Raw genomic sequence first — 18,052 nt, 5'->3', positions numbered from 1 at the left:
TGGAACTCCTCGACATCCGTCGCACTGACCCACTGGGTAGCTTCACCAGCGGAGTGATGGCCCCACCGTACCGCTTGTGAACGCTTGCACAAAGTTGATGGACCGGACCCCCGCTGGCTTCGTCAGCTCCAGGAACGGCGCGGTACTCCTCCATGAACATCCCCCCAACAAAATCCCCCTGAGGAAAAGGGGAGCCGTGCCGCCCCGTGGATACGGGGGCGGCTCACGGGGTTCACCCGACGGTGAAGGAGATCGAGTGCCAGCCGGTCGCGCCGTCCGGGACCGGGGAGACGCGGGCCTGCGGCTGGGTGGAACCGGACTTGTCGGTGGCCCGTGACTCGATGGTGTGACCGCCGGGCGCGATGTCCAGTTCGATCCGCCACATGCGCCACGTCGAGTCGTTGACGTCGGCGGACAGGGTCGTGGTCTGCCACGGCCCGTTGTCGACCCGCACCTCGACCTTCGCCACGCCGGTGGGCTGTGCCCAGGCGACACCGGTGGCCACGACCCGGCCGGACACCGTGGACCGGTGTTCGGGGCGGTCGATCCGGGACATCACCTTGACCGGTGCTTTCGCCGCCCAACCGCGCTCCAACCAGTACGCCTGCCGGTCGGCGAACGTGGTCAGCTCCAGGTCGACGACCCATTTGGTGGCCGAGACGTAGCCGTACAGGCCGGGCACGACCAACCGGGCCGGGAACCCGTGCTCCAGCGGCAGCGGCTCGCCGTTCATGGCCAGGGCGATCAGCGCGCCCCGGTCCTCCTCCAACACGACGTCGACCGGTGAGCCGGCCGTCCAGCCGTCGACGCTGGTGGAGAACAGCTGGTCCGCGCCTTGCTGGACGCCCGCCTCCATGAGCACGTCGCGCAGCGGCACGCCGACGAAGTTCGCGGTGGAGATGTACGGCCCGCCGACCTCGTTGGACACGCACACCAGGGTGACCGTGCGTTCGACCAGGTCACGTCGCCGCAGGTCGTCGTAGCGGAGGTTCAGCTCGCGGTCGACCATGCCGTGCACGCGGAGCACCCACTCGTCGGCGCGGATGCGCGGCACGCTGAGCGCCGTGTCGATCCGGTAGAAGTCCTTGTTGGGTGTGATGAAGGTGGGCGAGCCCTCGGCGGCGAAGTCCGCGCCCGACGGGATGGCCGGCGCGGACGAGGTGGGCTTGAGGTCGCCGACGGCCCGCCGTGACGCCTCCACGTCCACCCTGGTGCCCACGAACTGCCCGATCAGGCCCGCGAGGCCCGCACTGGCCGCCGTCGCGCCCGAGGCGATGAGGAACGTGCGCCGACCCTCGGCGTCCGGGGTGGGCTCCGTCGCGGTGGCCTTGGTGTGCAGCCACCGGAAGACCACGACGCCCGCGACCAGGCTGGCGATGGGCGCGAAGATGCCGAGTTGGCCCAGGTCCGGCCGGTACAGCACGGCGGCGACGCCGAGCAGGCCGAGCGCCACGGCCAGGACCGTGCCGGGCAGCGGGGAGCGGCGGGACAGGAGTCCGGCGCCCACCGCCACGGCCAGCAGCACCACCGCCATGCCGAGCAGGAGCACGAGTTTGTCGTAGGTGCCGAACGCCTGGACCGCGAAGTCCTTCAGCGGGCTCGGCGTGAAGTCGATCGCGGTGTTGCCGACCGCGAGGAACGGGGAGGCCGAGGGGCCGACCAGCCCCGCGACCAGGTGTCCGGCCGCGAGGGCGGCGGCCACGCCGAGGAGTCCGATGAGGGCGGCGGTCGAGCGCTTCATGAGGTCCATTCGACACCCGCCGCGATCCGGTTCGCCGAATCTGTAAGCGCCCGGTAATCAGGCCGAGCCCGAGGTCAGGTCAACGCCGCGCGGAGGCGGTCCTCCTCGACGGACCAGTAGCCGTGCTCCTCGCCGTCGACCAGGATCACCGGCACCCGGTCGCCGTACTCGGCGCGCAGCTCACGGTCCGCGTCGACGTCCTGCACGTCCCACGGCACGCCCAGCTCGCCGCAGATCCGTTCCAGATCGGCTTTGGCCTGCTCGCAGGCGTGGCAATCGACCCGGCTCATCAAGGTGACGTGGTGGCTCACGCCGTTCAGGCTAGGGGCACCCGCAGCCGGGCCCGCGCGAGCTTCCCGGTCGGCGAGTGCGGCAGCGTGGTGGCGAACTCGACCACGGTCGGCACCTTGAACTTCGCCAGCCGTGCCGCGCAGTGGTCCTTCACCGCGTCCTCGGTGAGCTCGGCGCCGTCGGCGAGCACCACGACGACCTTCACCGATTCGCCGGTCCGCTCGTCCGGCACGCCGACCGCCGCCGCCTCGGCCACCCCGTCCAGCTCGCACACCACCTGCTCGACCTCGTGCGGGTAGACGTTGAAGCCGTTGACGATGATCAGGTCGTTGGCCCGGTCCACCAGGTGCAGGTCGCCGTCCTCGTCCAGGTAGCCGACGTCACCGGTGCGGAACCAGCCCTCGGCGTCCGGCCCGTGCGCGCCGTCCGGCCAGTAGCCGCTGAACAGGTTGTCGCCCTTGGCCGCGACCAGGCCGGTGCCCGGTTCGTCCTCGTCCTGGTCCAGCGGTCGGCCGTCGGTGTCGACCAGCCGCACCTGCACGCCCGGCAGCGCGCGCCCGACCGAACCCGCCTTGGGCACGCCGGCGGCCAGCGTGGTGGTCAGCACCGGGCCGGTCTCGGTCAGGCCGTAGCCCTCGTAGACGGGCAGGCCGACGGCCTGGTGCATGGCGTCGAGCAGGCCGGGGGCCAGTGGCGCGGCGCCCGACGTGAAGAGGCGGACGGTGGCCAGGTCCTCGCGGAGCCGTTCGATCGGCTGGGCCAGGATCGCCGAGTACATCGGCGGCACGCCGACCAGCGTGGTCACCCGGTGCTCGCGGATCGCGGTCAGCGCCTGGTCCGGGTCGAACCGCTCCAGCAGCACGGCCGTCGCGCCCGCGCCCGCCACCTGGAGCAGGCCGGGGCCGAGGCCGTAGACGTGGAACAGCGGCAGCGCCAGCAGCACCCGGTCGCCCGCGGTCACCGGGGCGGGGCGCAGGGCCGCGCACTGCTGGACGTTGGCCAGCAGCGCCCGGTGCGACAGCATCGCGCCGCGCGGTGAACCGGACGTGCCGGAGGTGTAGCCGAGCACGGCCAGGTCCTCGCCACCGCCGACGGCGGTGAACTCCTCGCCCGGCTCCATGGTCGGGGCGGGCAGCACCTCGGCGTCCGAGCCGGCGCCGTCGCCGATGAGGAGCTTGGCGCCGCTGTCCGCGACGAGCCGCTGCAACTCGCGGGTGGGCTGACCCGGTCCGGCGGGCACCAGGACACCGCCGGCCCGCAGCACGCCGAACACCGCGACGCAGAACGCCGGGCCGGTGGGCAGCCGCACGACGACCCGGTCACCCGGTTCCACACCCGCTTGGACCAGCCGGTGCGCCTCACCGTCGACCGCGGCGTCGAATTCGTCCCAGGTGTAGCTGTTCGCAGTCGTGACATCGACCACCGCGACGTGCTTGGGTCCACGGTGCGCGGAGGCGCGAACCAGGTCGGAAATGTTGCTTGCAGAAGCGGTCAACACAACCTCCTGGTGAACCACAGCGGACCTCAGCGCAGTCTGTCACGCGGGGGCGGCGTCATGCATTGCCTCCATCCGCGTCGCGGATACGAGACCACTTGCCGCTACCTACTACGGAGTAACAACACGTATGCTGCCGGCACGGCGACTCTGTGGAGGTGCCGCGGGCCGATGACCGCAAAGGCACGCGAAAACTCCGTCCGAACCATCCGGACGCTTCGCTCCAGGTGGAGTGCGGGAGGGCAGTCGAGCACGATCGAGAGCGTGGAGAGCGACGCGGCCGGTGAGCCGTGGAACCTGGTCCGCGCCGCTCAGGGCGGCGACACGGACGCGTTCGGCGCGCTCTACGACCGGTACGTCGACGTGGTGTACCGGTACGTGCTCTTCCGGGTCGGCGACCGCACGTTGGCCGAGGACGTCACCAGCGAGACGTTCCTGCGCGCGCTGCGCAGCATCGGTTCGATCAGCTACCAGGGCCGCGACGTCGGCGCTTGGTTTGTCACGATCGCGCGAAACATCGTTTTCGACCACGTGAAGTCCAGCCGGTACCGACTGGAGGTCACGACCGCCGAACTGGCGGACAACCGCGAGGTCACGGACGGTCCGGAGCAGGAAGTACTGACCGACGCGACCAACGCCGAACTGCTCCGCTGTGTCGCCCAACTGGGTGCCGACCAGCGGGAATGCATCACCTTGCGTTTCATCAAGGGCTTGTCCGTGGCCGAGACGGCGGCGATTATGGGGCGCAACGAGGGCGCCATCAAGGCCCTGCAGCACCGAGCGGTGCGCCGGTTGGCCCAACTGCTGCCCACCTGGCTGCGGTGATCACCGTCGCACCGCTCGTGCTCGCGTAACCCAGGGACCTCCTGGTTCGTTACTCGGGGCAGGGATCGGTCGAGACGGTGCGGAACGGTTGGCCAGCGGGATGGTGGGCAGAGGTATCACGCCGCTATGGCGTCACAGGCAGCGCGAGCAGTTCGCCCGCGCGGTCGACGCGCATCCCGGATCGGCGTCCTCCGATTCGGAGCCGTCCGATCCGGCTGACCGGGAACTCGCCGACGAACTGGCCGTCGTGGCACTGCTGCGGCAAGCCGCAGTCACCAGCGGCCCGGACGAGGCCGCCAAGGCCCGGATGCGGGCCAGGGTCATGGGCGAGGCCGCGCCGCCGCCCACCAAGCTCGATCTGCTCGACGAGAAGCGCCGCAGGTCCCGCAGCGGAGCCCGCGGCCGGCTGGCGGTGTCCCTCGCCGCGGCGCTGTGCCTGCTGTTCTCGCTGGCCGGGATGAGCCTGCTGCTCAGCCAGGACGCGCTGCCCGGCGACGCGCTGTACGGCGTCAAGCGCACCGCCGAGTCGGCATCGCTCGGCTTCACCTTCGGCGAGGACTCGAAGGGCTACAAGCGCCTGGAGTTCGCCGCCGCGCGCGTCGCCGAGATCGAGACGCTGGCCGACCGGTACCGCGAGTCCGACGGCGGACCGCTCGGCGGCTACCTGACCGCGCTGACCGATTTCGACGCCGACGCCGCGGCCGGTTCCCGCGTGCTGGCCGCGTTCGGGTCGAACTCGGATCAGCGCGCCCTGGAGGAACTGCGCGACTGGGCCACCTCGCAGGCGACCCGGCTGGCGGAGCTGCGGGGGTCGCTGCCCGCCGAGGCCGCCGACCGGGCGGGCACGTCGCTGGACCTGCTCGACCGGATCGCCCAGCGCGCGTCGGCGCTGCACGCCCGGGCGAACTGCATGTCGGTGACGTCGGGGCAGGTGGACCAGGTCGGACCGGTGCCGGACGAGGGCGAGTGCGTCGCGCGGCCCGTCGACCCCGGCACGTCGCCTCAGGGCTCGCCGTCCGTGCTGGAAACCACCACCCCCGCCGCCGCGCCCACCACCTCTGGCAACGCGCCGGGCACCACCAGCGCGTCGGGCGGCGTGCTCACCGGTTTGCTGCCGCCGGCGCCGTCGCCGACCACCACGACGCCCGGTCCGCCGCTCCCGCTGCCCACGTTGACCCTCCCGTCACTACCGCTGCCCGGCCTCGGCGGCTGATCGCTACCCTGTCCCCATCGGACCGCGGGAGGCGCTGACGTGGTGAAAAGGCGTGTGGTGGAGGGCTCGGCCGAGCGGGAGAGACTTGCCGCACTGGCCGGTGAGGCTTCGGCCGAGGCCGCGCTGGCGGTGGTCGGGCCGCCCGGGAGCGCGCCCACCGACCTCACTGCCGCCGCCTTCTTCGACGTCGACAACACGATGATGATGGGTGCGTCGATCTTCCACTTCGCACGTGGACTCGCGGCGCGCAAGTACTTCAAGAACTCGGACTTGGCCGGATTCGCCTGGCAGCAGATCAAGTTCCGCGTCGGTGGGCGGGAAGATCCGCAGAGTGTCGCGGCGTCCCGTGAGCAGGCGCTGTCGTTCGTGGCCGGCCGGTCGGTGGCGGAGTTGGTCTCGCTCGGCGAGGAGATCTACGACGAGCTGATGGCGGACCGGATCTGGACCGGCACCCAGGCACTGGCGCAGATGCACCTCGACGCCGGGCAGCGGGTGTGGTTGGTCACGGCGACGCCGGTGGAGCTGGCGCAGATCATCGCGCGGCGGCTGGGCCTGACGGGCGCGCTGGGCACCGTGTCGGAGAACACCAACGGCATCTACACGGGCCGCCTGGTCGGTGACCTGCTGCACGGCCGCGCCAAGGCGCACGCCGTGCGGGCGCTGGCCGCGAAGGAAGGCCTGGACCTGCGGCGGTGCACGGCGTACTCGGACTCGGTGAACGACGTGCCGATGCTCTCGGTCGTCGGCACCGCGGTAGCCGTGAACCCCGACTCCGGCCTCCGCGAAACCGCCCGCAAACGAGGCTGGGAAATCCGCGACTTCCGCACCGGCCGCAAGGCCGCCAAGATCGGCGTCCCGTCCGTCCTGGGCGCCGGCGCCCTGGCCGGCGCTGTAGCCGCCACCATGGCCTACCGCCGCCGCGACCGCTAACCCCTCCGACTGCCAGCTGCCTGCCTGCCGACTGCCTGCCTGCAGCCGCCAGCTGCCGACTGCCGCTCACGGCCCGTCCACAGCGCTGACGGTGATCCGGTGATCCGGCTATCCGGTTATCCACAGGCTCGACAGTTATCCACAGCCCGCCGCCGGCCGCGCCCCAATCGTCGGTCCCGTCCGGCAGGATAAAAGCAGGGGTCCCCTTGGCGGGGACGCCTGCGAAGCCGTCGCGACGGGCGTGTCAGCCCAGGAAGACGTTGCGCCGCTGCGTCAGCAGCCGGTACAGGGTCTGCTGGATGGTCTCGCGCACCTGGTCGGTCAGGTTGAACACCAGCATCGGGTCGTCGGCCGCGTTCGGGCCGTGGACATCGGTGCGGATCGGCTCGCCGAACTCGATGTACCACTTCGACGGCAACGGGATCGCGCCCAGCGGGCCGAGGAACGGGAAGAACGGCGTCACCGGGAAGTAGGGGAACCCGAAAAGCCTGGCCAGCGCCTTGATGTCGCCGATCTTCGGGTAGATCTCCTCCGCACCCACGATCGAGCACGGGATGATCGGCACACCGGTGTTCAACGCCGCCGAGACGAACCCGCCCCGCCCGAACCGCTGGAGCTTGTACCGGTCCTTGAACGGCTTCCCGATGCCCTTGAAGCCCTCCGGCCACACGCCGACCAGCTCACCCGAGCTGAGCAGCCGCTCCGCGTCCGGGTTGCACGCCAGCGTCTGCCCCGACTTGCGCGCCAACGCACCCAGCACCGGCGTCTTGAACACCAGGTCCGCACCCAACATCCGCAGGTGGCGACGCTTCGGGTGGTCTGCCCGCACCGCGAACGCGGTCATCGTCGCGTCCAACGGCAGCGTGCCGGAGTGGTTGGCGACGATCAGCGCGCCACCCTCGCCCGGCACGTTGTGCATGCCGATCGTCTCCACCCGGAACCACTTCTCGTACAGCGGCTTGAGCGGCGGCATCAGGATGTGGTCGGTCAGGTCCGGGTCGAAGCCGAACTCGTCCACCTCGTAGTCGCCCTGGATGCGCCGACGGGCGAAGTTCAGCAGATCCGCCAGGTGCCGCTCCCAGGGCGCGGGCTCGGCCGACACCGGCTCGTGCAGCTGCCCTTGCGCCTGCTCTTGCTCTCGCGGTGATTCCGACGGCTGCGGCGGCTGGGAGTGCTGGGCCGCGGCGTGAGCTCTCACCTGAGCCGCGCCGCGCCGTCGTCGAGGAGCCTCCCGGTCCGCACCGTGCAACGGGATCACCCGTGCCTCTGCCACGTGTCCACCTCCTCGCCGTTCACCAGCCGTCTAACGGAGCTTGGCGGCCAGGTCGAGCACACCCCGCTCGACCGAAGTCAGCAACTCCGGATCGATGAGCGGACGCAGGGCGCGCCCGCTCACGTAGTCGTCGAACGCCTGCTGCGTGGTCCACCTCGGCGTGAAGCCGAACTCCCGCTTCAGCAGCGTCGTGTCCACCACCCGTCCCCAGTTGAGGAACCTCATCTGGTCCGGGGAGAAGTCCACCAGCCGCGCACTGCGGAAGAACCGGCCCATCATCGGCACCGCCGCGCTCGGCACGGGCAGGGCGACCCGGCCCGCACGGCGGATGGCCTGCGACAGCAGCAGCACGCCGTCACCACCCACGTTGTAGACGCCGGGCAGGTCGTGCAAGGTCGCGCGCTCCAGCACCGCCAGCGCGTCCTCGGAGTGCAGCAACTGCACCCTGGCGTCGTACCCCAACACCGTCGGCACGACGGGCAGGGCGAAGTACCTGGTCAGCACCGTGTCGATGCGCGGGCCGATGAAATTGGTGAACCGCAGCGCGGTGACGTCGACGTCCGGCCTGCGCCGGGCGAAGCCGCGCACGTAGCCCTCGACCTCGACCGCGTCCTTCGCGTACCCGCTGGACGGCAGGTCCTTCGGGCCCATGTCCTCGGTGAACACCGCCGGGTCGCGCGAACTCGACCCGTACACCGCGCTGGTGGACTTCACCACCAGCTTGCGCACGTGCGGCGACTTCTGGCACGCGGCCAGCAGCTGCATCGTGCCGATGACGTTCATCTCCTTCATCACGGTCCGGCCGGTCGGACCGGCCGGGTTCGCGGTCACCGACGCGTGCACGACCGTGTCGACCTGCGCGGTGGCGATGACCTTCGCGATGAGGGGGTTGCGGATGTCGGCGCGCACGAACTCGGCGCGGCCCATGCGGCGCAGCAGGTCACGTGACGGCGGCTCGGTGTCCACGCCGAGCACGCGTTCGATGTCCGGGTTCGCCGCGAACCGCGCGGCGAGGTGGCCGCCGAGGAAACGGCTGCAACCGGTGACGAGAACGACCTTGGGCGCCATGCGACTCCCTGTGCGGGTGGGGCGACTCGACGATGCTATCCGGATACCGGTGTCACGCTCGGCGACGGAGGGGCGTCCTGACGCAGGTCACCACGGCTTTACCGGTCAATCACCCGGATGGGGCACCCGCTGCGGGTTCTCGCGAGGCCGCCGCAGAACGACGACACCGCCAGTCCCACGGCTGTTCACCGGGGGACTGGCGGTGCGAGAACCCGCAGGGGTTACTTGCCGCGCTTCCTACGCTGGACGCGCGTCTTGCGCAGCAACTTGCGGTGCTTCTTCTTCGACATGCGCTTGCGGCGCTTCTTGATGACCGAGCCCATGCGGGTTCCTTCACTACTAGACGTTGGTGGTCTCCACGCGCCGGTGGAGACACCCGTCAAGCGGGCGCGCCGACACCAGGCACGAACGGCCTATCACTTTACGCGCTCGCCCGTACCCGCTCTCACCCGGCGTCGAAGTAGGCGTTGCGCAGGTACTCGTGCACCGCCTTCTCCGGCACTCTGAACGACTTGCCCACGCGCACCGCCGTCAGCTCACCGGAGTGAACCAGCCGGTACACCGTCATCTTCGACACACGCATAACCAGCGCGACCTCGGCGACCGTCAGGAATCTGACTTGGCCGAGTGGCTTCTCCTCCGCAGGCATAGATCACCGCGTCCTTCGACACGCGTCGTGCCGTCGGCTTCCCCACCGACGGTTCGACACGCACGTGCTCCCTTGAGGGTAACGGGACACGTGGGACTGGTGCGACGGCCAATGGCGGTATCAGTCCGCCTCGTGGTCCCGTCCCAGTTCCACCGAACGGTCGCGGGCCGCCTCGATGGCCGCCAGCATGGCCGCGCGCACGCCGTGCCTCTCCAGCTCGCGGATGGCCATGATGGTGGTGCCGGCGGGGGACGTGACGGCTTCGCGGAGGATGACCGGGTGCTGGTCGCCCTCGTTGAGCATGGTGGCCGCGCCGACCGCCGACTGGATGATCAGCTGACCGGCCAGGTCACGCGGGATGCCCAGCAGGATGCCCGCGTCGATCATGGCTTCGACCAGGTAGAAGAAGTAGGCGGGGCCGGAGCCGGACAGGGCGGTGACGGCGTCCTGCTGGCTCTCCGGGACGCGGGCCACCTTGCCGACGGTGCGCAGCAGCTCCTCGACCAGGTTCAGGTGGTCGTCGGTGGCGTAGCGACCGGCTGAGATGGCGCTCATGGCCTCGCCGACGACCATCGGGGTGTTCGGCATGACCCGGACCACCGGGGTGCTGTCGGGCAGCCTGCGCTCGTACAGGGACGTCGGCAGGCCCGCGCAGAGCGACACGACGAGCGTGCCCGGCTTGAGCACGGGGGCCAGCTCGTCCAGCAGCGGTTCGATGTCCTGCGGCTTGACCGCGACCACGAGCACGTCGGCCCGCTGCGCGGCACCGGCCACGTCCAGGCCCTCCACCCCGTACCGCGCGGTCAACGCGGCGGCCCGCTCCGGGTGCTTCTCGGTGAACAGCAGCTCGTCGGCCTTGCGCCCCCCTTGCAACAGCCCCGACAGCAGAGCTTCACCGATCTTGCCAGCCCCCAACACGGCGATGGTCGTCATGCGCCAAGCCTGCCACGCCCCCTCAACCCCCAACCCCCCAGGACACGAGAGTCAAACCCCCAGGCCCGCGTGTCCAACGTTCAGAACGCGCGTGTCCAACGTTCAGAACACGCGTGTCCAACGTTGGGAACGCGCGTGTCCAACGTTCAGAACAGGCGAGTTGAACGCTCAGAACACCGTCCTGTCAGCTCGCCGGGGTCAACGCCAACTGCCGCGCCTGGCACACCAGCCGACCCGCGGAGTCGATCACCACGGCGTCCTCGTCGAACCACTGCCCGTGCACCGCGCTGCACGACACCCGCACGCGCAGCCACCCCGGTGCCGGGTTCGCCCGCAGCAACGCCGTCAGCTGCACCGTCGGCGACCACCCGAACCGGCCCAGGTTGAACGTCACCGGCATCGAGATGTCCCCGGCGATCAGCGTGAAGTACGGATCGGGCCGCTCACCCAGCGGACGCACCCACAGCCGCAGCACCAACGGGTCACCGACGCGCCCCTTCAGGAACCCTGCACCCTCCTGGTCCAGCCGCACGTCGCACACCGACCCGAGCTTGTACACCCCACCGGACCCCATCGACGCCAGGTCGATCGCGTCCACGGGCGGCGCGGCGGGCATGTCGGGCAGGTCGACGTAGTCCGGCACGGCCGTCGGCATCCGCCCGACCGTCACCACCGCCTCCACGCAGCTGCGCCCGCGCTGCTCCAGCGTCGACGTCACCACGGTCGCCGTCCGCCCCGCCTTGCGCACCTGGGTCCGCACCAGCACCGGCCCCACCTCCGGCGCGCTCAGGAACTGCGTGCTCACCGCCAACGGCGCCAGGTCGTCGGCATCGGGCACGGCCGCCCGTGCGCTGTCCACCGCCGCACGCGCGACCAGTGCCAGCAGGAACCCGCCGTGCGGCTTGGGGCCGACGGTCCAGTCGGCGGGCAGGGACGCGGTGTACGTGCCGTCGCCCAGGGGGCGGACCGCACTGGCTACCGAGAAGGACACAGGGCTCCTCACGAACGGCTTACCAGCGAGCGCAGGAAGAACGCGACGTTGGCCGGTCGCTCGGCGAGCCGGCGCATCAGGTACCCGTACCACTGCCCGCCGAACGGCACGTACACGCGCACGACGTGCCCCTCCGCGGCGAGGTGCAGCTGCTCGCCGGTCCGGACGCCGTACAGCATCTGGAACTCGAAGTCCTCGACCGACTTGTCGTACCAGCGGGCGCGTTCCCCGATGATCTCGATCAGGCGCGGGTCGTGGGTGGCGAACATCGGGTAACCGGAGCCGGCCAGCAGGACGTTGGCGCAGCGCACGTAGTTGAGGTCGACCTGGTGCGGGTCGACGTAGGCCACCGACGCCGGCTCGGCGTACGCGCCCTTGCACAGCCGGACGCGGGTGTCCGCGAGTTCGCGGCAGTCGTCCAGGGTGCGGCGCAGGTACGCCTGGAGCACCGCGCCCACCGACGGCCAGTGGCGGCGCAGTTCGGCGAGCACGCGGAGGGTGGCGTCGGTGGTGGTGTGGTCCTCCATGTCGAGGGTGACCGTGGTGCCCGCCTGCTCGGCCGCCGCGCAGATGCGGGACGCGTTGTCCAGCGCCAACGTCTCGTCCAGGGCCAGGCCGACGGCGGACAGCTTCACGCTCACCTCGGCGTCGACGGCCAGGCCGACGTCGTGCAGCTGGTCCAGCGCCTCCAGGTACGCGTGGACGGTGCGTTCGGCGGTCGTGCGGTCGGTGGTGTCCTCGCCCAGGTAGTCCAGGGTGACGCGCAGGCCGCGTCCGATCAGCGTGCTGGTCGCGTCGATCGCGTCGGCGGTGGTCTCACCGGCCACGAACCGGCGCACCACGTCACGGCTGACGGGGGCGGTCGCGACGACCCGGCGCACCGTGTCGTTGCCCGCGGCGGCGAGGATCAACGTGCGCAACGGGTTCACGATCAAGACCCTAGCCGCTGAGTCGGGTGAGAGCGGATGCGAGTTGGCGGGCCGACGCGGTTACCGACCCCTGAATATCACGTTCACAGCGCCTGAACGTTCAACTCGCGCGTTCCGAACGTAGGACACGCCCGTTCCGAACGTTGGACACGCGCGTTCTGAACGTTGGACACGCGCGTTCTGAACGTTGGACACGCGCGAGAGTCGAACGCTCAGGTAGGGCGAGTTCAACGTTCAGTGTCGGGGTACGCGGGTCCTGAGTGTTGAACTCAGGGGGTCTGGGGGTTCGACTCTCGGGGGCTAGAGGTGCAGGCGGGCGTAGAGGAGGGATTCGGCTAGGAGTTCGGCGCGTTCGGCGGCGGTGCGGGCGCGGCGGGTGTTGACTTCCAGGACTACCTGGCCGGTGAAGCCGGTGCGGGTCAGGTGGGACAGGAGTTCGCCGCACGGCTGGTTGCCGCGGCCGGGGACCAGGTGCTCGTCTTTGGGGAGGCCGGAGCCGTCGGCCAGGTGCACGTGGGTCAAGCCGTCGCCCATGCGCTTGGCCAGCTCCATCACGTCCTCGTGCGCGGCCGACGCGTGCGACAGGTCCAGCGTGTAGTTGCGGTGCCCCACGTCGGTCGGGTCGATCGACGGCCGGAACGCCGTCACCTGCACCGATCGGCCACGGCCCAGCGCACGCCGCACCGGGAACATGTTCTCCACCGCGATGGCGACATCGCTGGAGTCCTCCAACGACGCGACCAGGTCGGCGAACCCGTCCGCGTACTTCCGCTGCCACAGGAACGGCGGGTGCAGCACGACCGTCCGCGCACCCAGGTCACTGGCGGCCTGGACGCTGCGCCGCAGCCGTTCCCCCGGGTCCGGCGACCACACCCGCTGGCTGATCAGCAGGCACGGCGCGTGCACGGCCAGCACCGGCATCCGGGTCCGCTTCGAGAGCCGGTCCAGCGCCCGCACGTCCTGGCTCACCGGATCGGCCCACACCATGACCTCGACGCCGTCGTAGCCCAGCTCGGCGGCGGCCTCGAACCCGGCACCGGCCGGCTGCGGCCACACGGCCGCGGTGGACAGGCCGACCGGGATCAAGACTTCACCAAGAGCATCGCGGCAGGCGAGACCGTCACGATCAACCCCACCAGCACGGCCAGGACGGTGGTCTGGAGATCGTCCGCGCGGCGGATCTTGCGGACCACCATCACCAGACCGACGGTCACACCCAGTGCCACGACCAGCGCCGCGGGCGCGGCCGTGCGCCACAGGAAGTTGAAGCCGAGCCACAGCGCCGCGCCACCGATCACGCCGACGGCGAGCTGGCCGATCATGACCAGCCACTCCTTGCCGGCCGAACGGTCGGCGGGGCGGTCGTCGTCCTCGTCCTCGTCGACGTCGGCCAGCCCGGCGGGCTCGTCGTCGTCGAAGTCGCGTCTCTTGGAGTCGCGGCGACCGTAGTTGTCGTCCTCCTCCTCTTCGTCGAGGTCGACGTACGGGTGGAACTGGGTGCTCTCCGGCCCGGCGTCGCCTTCGGGCTCGTCGTCGTCGTCGCCGAACCAGTCCTCGGGGGTCTGGTCGGGCAACGGCTCGGGCAGCCTCGGCGGCGCGGGCGGCACGATCAGCACCGACTCGGTCGGCAACGACTCCAGCGGCACGTTCGGCGTGAGCTTGTCCGCGATGCGCGGCAGCACCTCGGTCACCGGCTCACGCGCCGGCGGCTTGCCCACCGGTGGTTTGCCGGGCGGCGGCGCGGGGCGCACCAGGTTCGACCGCGACGGCTCGGGCGGTTTCGGCATGGCGGGCCGGGCCGGCTCGCCCGGGTAGTCGGCCAGGATCGGCGGCACGACCCTGGTCTCCTCGGCCGGGTCGATATCGGGCGCCCGCCGACGACCGGACTCGGCCTTCTTGGGCGGTTCGAGCCGCGAGACGGGCGGCTCACGCCGCGCGCCCGGTGACTCCAGCCGGGAGATGTCCGACCGGGAGACCGGCGGCTCCTGCCGCGACGGAGGCGGAGGCGGCGGGGGCGGCGGCGCGACCGGCTGTTGGTAGGTGGTGCGCTCGGCCTCGACGGAGCGCTGCCGCTGCGGCAACGGGGGCGCGGCCGGCGGCGGCGGCTCGGGCTCGTCGCGGATCGCGCGCAGCTGTCCGCTGTCGGAGTTGACCCGGTCGATGATGGCCTGCGGAGCAGTGTCCGAGGCCTCTTCGGCACGGCGGCGTCGGCGACGCGGCGTCACCTCACCGGAGCCCGCGCCGTACTGGGCGAGCAACTCCGCGACGGTGCGCTGGGTCTGCTCCGACTCGCTCTCTCGACTCATCAACTCCACCGTGCCCCGTGGCGGCCAGTCCGTCCAGTGTCACCCGTCCAGCGGGTGCTCTCCGGCGGAGTGTTCAGGTCCGAGCCATTAGTGTGGTCCAGCCGACGCAGGATGACACCCTCCCGCAGGGCCCAGGGGCAAATCTCCAGCTCGCCGAGTGACAGGGCTCGCATGGTGGCCTCCGCCACCAGAGCGCCCGCCACCAGCTGGTGCGCCCGGCTCGCGCTCACCCCTTCGAGTTCCGCCAGGTCGGACGCGGACATCCGGGAGATGAACGCGATGAGCTGCCGCAGACCCGAGTCGGTGAGCACGCGCCGTGCCCGCGGACCGGCCGACGACGGCGCCGCGCCGGTCAACCGGGCCAGCGTCCGGAACGTCTTCGACGTCGCGACCACCCGATCCGGGGTGCCCACTCGGCGGATCTTCTTCGCCACCGGCGCCAGCTGCTCGGCCAGCCACTCGGTGGTGTCGCGCACCTCGGCCCGGCTCGGCGGGTCGTTGTCGAACCGCGTGCGGGTCAGCCGGCCCGCACCGAGCGGCACCGAGAACGCCTCCTCCGGCTCCTCGTCCACGCCGACCGCCAGCTCCAGCGACCCGCCGCCGATGTCCAGGCACAACAGCCGGCCCGCGGACCAGCCGTACCAGCGGCGCACCGCGAGGAACGTGTACCTGGCCTCGTCCTCGCCGGTCAGCACCTGCAGGTCGACGCCGGTCTCGGAACGCACCCGGTCCAGCACCTCGGCCGAGTTGCCCGCCTCCCGCACCGCGGAGGTCGCGAACGCCATCAGGTCTTCGCAGCCCAAGCGCTCCGCCGCCGCCTTGGACGCGGCGACGGTGCGCACCAGCTGGTCGGCGCCGTCACGGCCGAGCATGCCGGAGGAGTCCATCTGCTCCGCGAGGCGCAGCATGGACTTCTCCGAACTCATCGGTGTCGGGTGGGCACCACGATGAACGTCCACCACCAAGAGGTGGACGGTGTTGGACCCGACATCAAGCACCCCGAGGCGCACGCGGTGCACCGTACCTGGTCGAGATGATCAGGATTCGAACTTGTAGCCCAGTCCGCGCACGGTCACCAGGTGACGAGGGGTCGACGGGTCCGGCTCGATCTTCGACCGCAGCCGCTTGACGTGCACGTCCAGGGTTTTGGTGTCGCCGACGTAATCCGCTCCCCACACCCGGTCGATCAGTTGGCCGCGGGTCAACACCCGGCCGACGTTGCGCAGCAGGTACTCCAGCAGGTCGAACTCCTTGAGCGGGAGGCTCACCTCTTCGCCGTCCACCGTCACCACGTGCCGCTCGACGTCCATCCGCACCGGCCCCGCCTCCAGGACCTGCGGCAACAGCTCCTCGTTCTCGCCGCCGCGGCGGAGCACCGCGCGGATGCGGGCGATCAGCTCACGCGCCGAGTACGGCTTGGTGACGTAGTCGTCCGCGCCCAGTTCCAGGCCGACCACCTTGTCGATCTCGCTGTCCCGCGCGGTCACCATGATCACCGGCACGGCGGACCGGGCGCGCAACTGCTTGCACACGTCGGTGCCGCTCATCCCGGGCAGCATGAGGTCGAGCAGCACGATGTCGGCGCCGTTGCGGTCGAACTCCTCCAGCGCCTCGTGGCCGGTGGTCGCGAGCGCCGCGGTGAAGCCCTCCTTGCGCAGCAGGAAGGCGAGCGGATCGGCGAAGGACTCCTCGTCCTCCACGATGAGCACCCTGGTCACAGCTCTCCTCCATGATTGCTGCCCGCGCCGCTCGGCACGGGGCTCGCCGGCCCCTGTCTGGGCAGGTCCTTCGTGGGCTCGTCCTGATCGGGGTGAGCCGGGATGCGCAAGGTGAACGTGGAACCGACGCCGGGCAGGCTCCACAGCTTCACCTCGCCGCCGTGGTTGTTGGCGACGTGCTTGACGATGGCCAGGCCGAGGCCGGTGCCGCCGGTGGCGCGGGAGCGGGCCTTGTCGACCCGGTAGAAGCGCTCGAACACGCGGGTCTGCTGGTCCTCGGCGATGCCGATGCCGCGGTCGGTGACGGCGATCTCGACGAACCCGTCCACGAGCTTGCGGCTGACCGAGACCGGGCTGCCCGGCGGCGAGTACGCGACTGCGTTCTCCAGGAGGTTGCTCAACGCGGTGACCAGTAACGTCCGGTCGCCCTCGACCTCGAGGCCGCTGGGCTGGTCGGTGCCGATGTCGATGCCGGCGGACTCTGCGGCCAGCTTGGACCGGCTCATCGCCTCGTTGACCACCACGTCGACCTCGACCCGGCTGAGCTCCGGGAGCTTCTCCGCGCCCTGCAACCGCGACAGCGCGATGAGCTCGGTGACCAGGGTGCCCAGCCGGGTGGCTTCCTGCATGATCTTGGCGCTGAACCGGCGGACCTCCTCCTGGTCGTCCGACGCGTCCAGCACCGCTTCGGCCAGCAGCGCGAGCGCGCCGACCGGGGTCTTCAGCTCGTGGCTGACGTTGGCCACGAAATCGCGGCGGGTCGCCTCCAGCCGGACCGATTCGGACTCGTCGGTGGCGTCGACCACCACGAAGTTGTCGGTGAGCACCTTCACCGAGGCGTGCACGGCCTCCGGCTGGCGGCCCTTGTTGACCTCCAGCGACGACAGGTCGACCGCGACCACGCCGCCGTTGCGGCGGGCCAGCTCGGCGGCCCGTCTGGCCCGGTCGTCGACCCGGTTGTTCCGCACCACGCCGAGCTCCTCGGCTCTGGCGTTGTGCAGCACGACGTCACCGAAACCGTTGAGCACGGTGATGCCGTTGGGGGACGAGTGGACGACCATGGCCATCAGATCGGCGACGGTGAGGCCATTGGGGCGGGTCTCCCGGGGACGGGAGGTCGCCCGTCCGGCGAGAAACGCCGCGCCGCCGATCAGCAGAGCGCCGATCGACAGGACGAGGTAACCCATTGCGGTCACGAACGCATGGTAAGCAGGTCAGGGCGGGTATGGCCTAGTGTGCAAGTGTGGTTCGTGACTCCTACGACACCGTCTGGGTCCGATGTTTTCCCGTCGGACGGCCGCAGTTCACCCAATCGTGTCCAACAGGGCCATGTCCTGTTCGGACAGGTGCAGATCGGCGGAAGCCATGTTCTCCTCCAGGTGACCAGTGGAGGACGTGCCGGGGATCAGGAGCACGTTCGGCGCCCGGTGCAGCAGCCACGCCAGGCGATCTGGCGGTCGGCACGGAGCTGGGCCGTGCACGGGGCGGAGATGGCCGAGCTGCGCGCGTTCGTGCCGGGCGTGCTGGACGCGTTGAACCACGGCTGGACGGACGAAACGGCGGCACGCACGCTGGGTGTGCCCCTGCGCACGTACCGCCGTCGCGTGGCGGAACTGATGACCGCTCTGGGCGCGTCGTCCCGGTTCCAGGCCGGGGCACGCGCCCGTGAGCTGGGCCTCGTCTAATAGGT

Annotated in this window: 20 protein-coding genes; 4 read left to right on the top strand and 16 right to left on the bottom strand. The window is 70.7% G+C overall.

What is annotated here, in order from left to right; all coding sequences use genetic code 11:
- Positions 1-232: 232 nt before the first annotated feature.
- From ALI22I_RS41125 to ALI22I_RS41115, 3 genes are all read right to left on the bottom strand, one after another.
- Positions 233-1,741, bottom strand: coding sequence for a molybdopterin-dependent oxidoreductase (locus tag ALI22I_RS41125; protein ID WP_077011217.1), 1,509 nt, complete (start codon positions 1,739-1,741; stop codon positions 233-235).
- A gap of 74 nt (positions 1,742-1,815) precedes the next feature.
- Positions 1,816-2,052, bottom strand: coding sequence for a glutaredoxin family protein (locus ALI22I_RS41120; protein ID WP_179118521.1), 237 nt, complete (start codon positions 2,050-2,052; stop codon positions 1,816-1,818).
- A 5-nt stretch (positions 2,053-2,057) separates the two neighbouring features.
- On the bottom strand, positions 2,058-3,527 hold the full coding sequence (locus tag ALI22I_RS41115) for an AMP-binding protein (RefSeq protein WP_077011216.1): 1,470 nt from the start codon (positions 3,525-3,527) through the stop codon (positions 2,058-2,060).
- A gap of 171 nt (positions 3,528-3,698) precedes the next feature.
- Between ALI22I_RS41115 and ALI22I_RS41110 the strand changes: the two genes are divergently transcribed.
- The 3 genes from ALI22I_RS41110 to ALI22I_RS41100 all read left to right on the top strand — a co-directional run bounded on the left by ALI22I_RS41110 (position 3,699) and on the right by ALI22I_RS41100 (position 6,495).
- On the top strand, positions 3,699-4,352 hold the full coding sequence (locus ALI22I_RS41110) for a sigma-70 family RNA polymerase sigma factor (protein WP_083752370.1): 654 nt from the start codon (positions 3,699-3,701) through the stop codon (positions 4,350-4,352).
- Between the two features lie 100 nt (positions 4,353-4,452).
- Positions 4,453-5,565, top strand: a complete 1,113-nt coding sequence (locus ALI22I_RS41105) for a DUF5667 domain-containing protein (RefSeq protein ID WP_077010933.1) — start codon at positions 4,453-4,455, stop codon at positions 5,563-5,565.
- A gap of 39 nt (positions 5,566-5,604) precedes the next feature.
- Positions 5,605-6,495: an HAD family hydrolase gene (locus ALI22I_RS41100; protein WP_077010932.1), complete on the top strand. Its 891-nt coding sequence runs from the start codon at positions 5,605-5,607 to the stop codon at positions 6,493-6,495.
- 244 nt (positions 6,496-6,739) lie between these two features.
- On the opposite strand, the gene ALI22I_RS41095 is transcribed toward ALI22I_RS41100, so the two are convergent.
- The 13 genes from ALI22I_RS41095 to ALI22I_RS50015 all read right to left on the bottom strand — a co-directional run bounded on the left by ALI22I_RS41095 (position 6,740) and on the right by ALI22I_RS50015 (position 17,777).
- Positions 6,740-7,768, bottom strand: a complete 1,029-nt coding sequence (locus ALI22I_RS41095) for a lysophospholipid acyltransferase family protein (protein WP_077010931.1) — start codon at positions 7,766-7,768, stop codon at positions 6,740-6,742.
- A 30-nt stretch (positions 7,769-7,798) separates the two neighbouring features.
- A complete protein-coding gene (locus tag ALI22I_RS41090) occupies positions 7,799-8,836 on the bottom strand; it encodes an NAD-dependent epimerase/dehydratase family protein (RefSeq protein ID WP_077010930.1) in 1,038 nt (345 codons plus the stop codon).
- A 221-nt stretch (positions 8,837-9,057) separates the two neighbouring features.
- Complete coding sequence (locus ALI22I_RS41085) at positions 9,058-9,159, bottom strand: 30S ribosomal protein bS22 (RefSeq protein WP_015105422.1); 102 nt, start codon at positions 9,157-9,159, stop codon at positions 9,058-9,060.
- 122 nt (positions 9,160-9,281) lie between these two features.
- Complete coding sequence (locus ALI22I_RS41080) at positions 9,282-9,485, bottom strand: helix-turn-helix domain-containing protein (RefSeq protein WP_077010929.1); 204 nt, start codon at positions 9,483-9,485, stop codon at positions 9,282-9,284.
- A gap of 120 nt (positions 9,486-9,605) precedes the next feature.
- Positions 9,606-10,418 carry a pyrroline-5-carboxylate reductase gene (gene proC / locus ALI22I_RS41075; protein ID WP_077010928.1) on the bottom strand — a complete coding sequence of 271 codons (813 nt, stop codon included), beginning with the start codon at positions 10,416-10,418 and terminating at the stop codon, positions 9,606-9,608.
- A gap of 184 nt (positions 10,419-10,602) precedes the next feature.
- Positions 10,603-11,409 carry a thioesterase family protein gene (locus tag ALI22I_RS41070; RefSeq protein WP_083752369.1) on the bottom strand — a complete coding sequence of 269 codons (807 nt, stop codon included), beginning with the start codon at positions 11,407-11,409 and terminating at the stop codon, positions 10,603-10,605.
- Positions 11,410-11,417: 8 nt separating this feature from the next.
- On the bottom strand, positions 11,418-12,338 hold the full coding sequence (locus ALI22I_RS41065) for a proline dehydrogenase family protein (protein ID WP_077011213.1): 921 nt from the start codon (positions 12,336-12,338) through the stop codon (positions 11,418-11,420).
- A gap of 300 nt (positions 12,339-12,638) precedes the next feature.
- On the bottom strand, positions 12,639-13,424 hold the full coding sequence (locus ALI22I_RS41060; protein WP_143532686.1) for a sugar phosphate isomerase/epimerase family protein: 786 nt from the start codon (positions 13,422-13,424) through the stop codon (positions 12,639-12,641).
- Entirely contained in the window at positions 13,421-14,644 is a 1,224-nt protein-coding gene (locus ALI22I_RS52590) for a hypothetical protein (RefSeq protein ID WP_077010926.1), read from the bottom strand. Before ALI22I_RS52590 ends, ALI22I_RS41060 begins: the two co-directional genes overlap by 4 nt.
- A complete protein-coding gene (locus tag ALI22I_RS41050; RefSeq protein ID WP_077011211.1) occupies positions 14,644-15,654 on the bottom strand; it encodes a Ppx/GppA phosphatase family protein in 1,011 nt (336 codons plus the stop codon). Before ALI22I_RS41050 ends, ALI22I_RS52590 begins: the two co-directional genes overlap by 1 nt.
- A gap of 27 nt (positions 15,655-15,681) precedes the next feature.
- Complete coding sequence (locus ALI22I_RS41045) at positions 15,682-16,362, bottom strand: response regulator transcription factor (RefSeq protein ID WP_077010925.1); 681 nt, start codon at positions 16,360-16,362, stop codon at positions 15,682-15,684.
- Positions 16,359-17,558 (bottom strand): sensor histidine kinase, encoded by a 1,200-nt coding sequence (locus ALI22I_RS41040; protein WP_443217011.1) that lies wholly within the window; start codon positions 17,556-17,558, stop codon positions 16,359-16,361. The genes ALI22I_RS41045 and ALI22I_RS41040 overlap by 4 nt, the downstream gene beginning before the upstream one ends.
- A 108-nt stretch (positions 17,559-17,666) precedes the next feature.
- On the bottom strand, positions 17,667-17,777 hold the full coding sequence (locus ALI22I_RS50015; protein WP_443217010.1) for a hypothetical protein: 111 nt from the start codon (positions 17,775-17,777) through the stop codon (positions 17,667-17,669).
- Between the two features lie 12 nt (positions 17,778-17,789).
- Here ALI22I_RS50015 and ALI22I_RS41030 point away from each other — a divergent pair, with 12 nt between their 5' ends.
- On the top strand, positions 17,790-18,047 hold the full coding sequence (locus tag ALI22I_RS41030; protein ID WP_443217009.1) for a hypothetical protein: 258 nt from the start codon (positions 17,790-17,792) through the stop codon (positions 18,045-18,047).
- Positions 18,048-18,052 lie beyond the last annotated feature (5 nt).

This window comes from Saccharothrix sp. ALI-22-I, from assembly GCF_001984175.1.
GTDB lineage: Bacteria > Actinomycetota > Actinomycetes > Mycobacteriales > Pseudonocardiaceae > Actinosynnema.
Note: the sequence above shows the minus strand (reverse complement) of the source record. Positions and strands in the feature narration are given on the sequence as shown.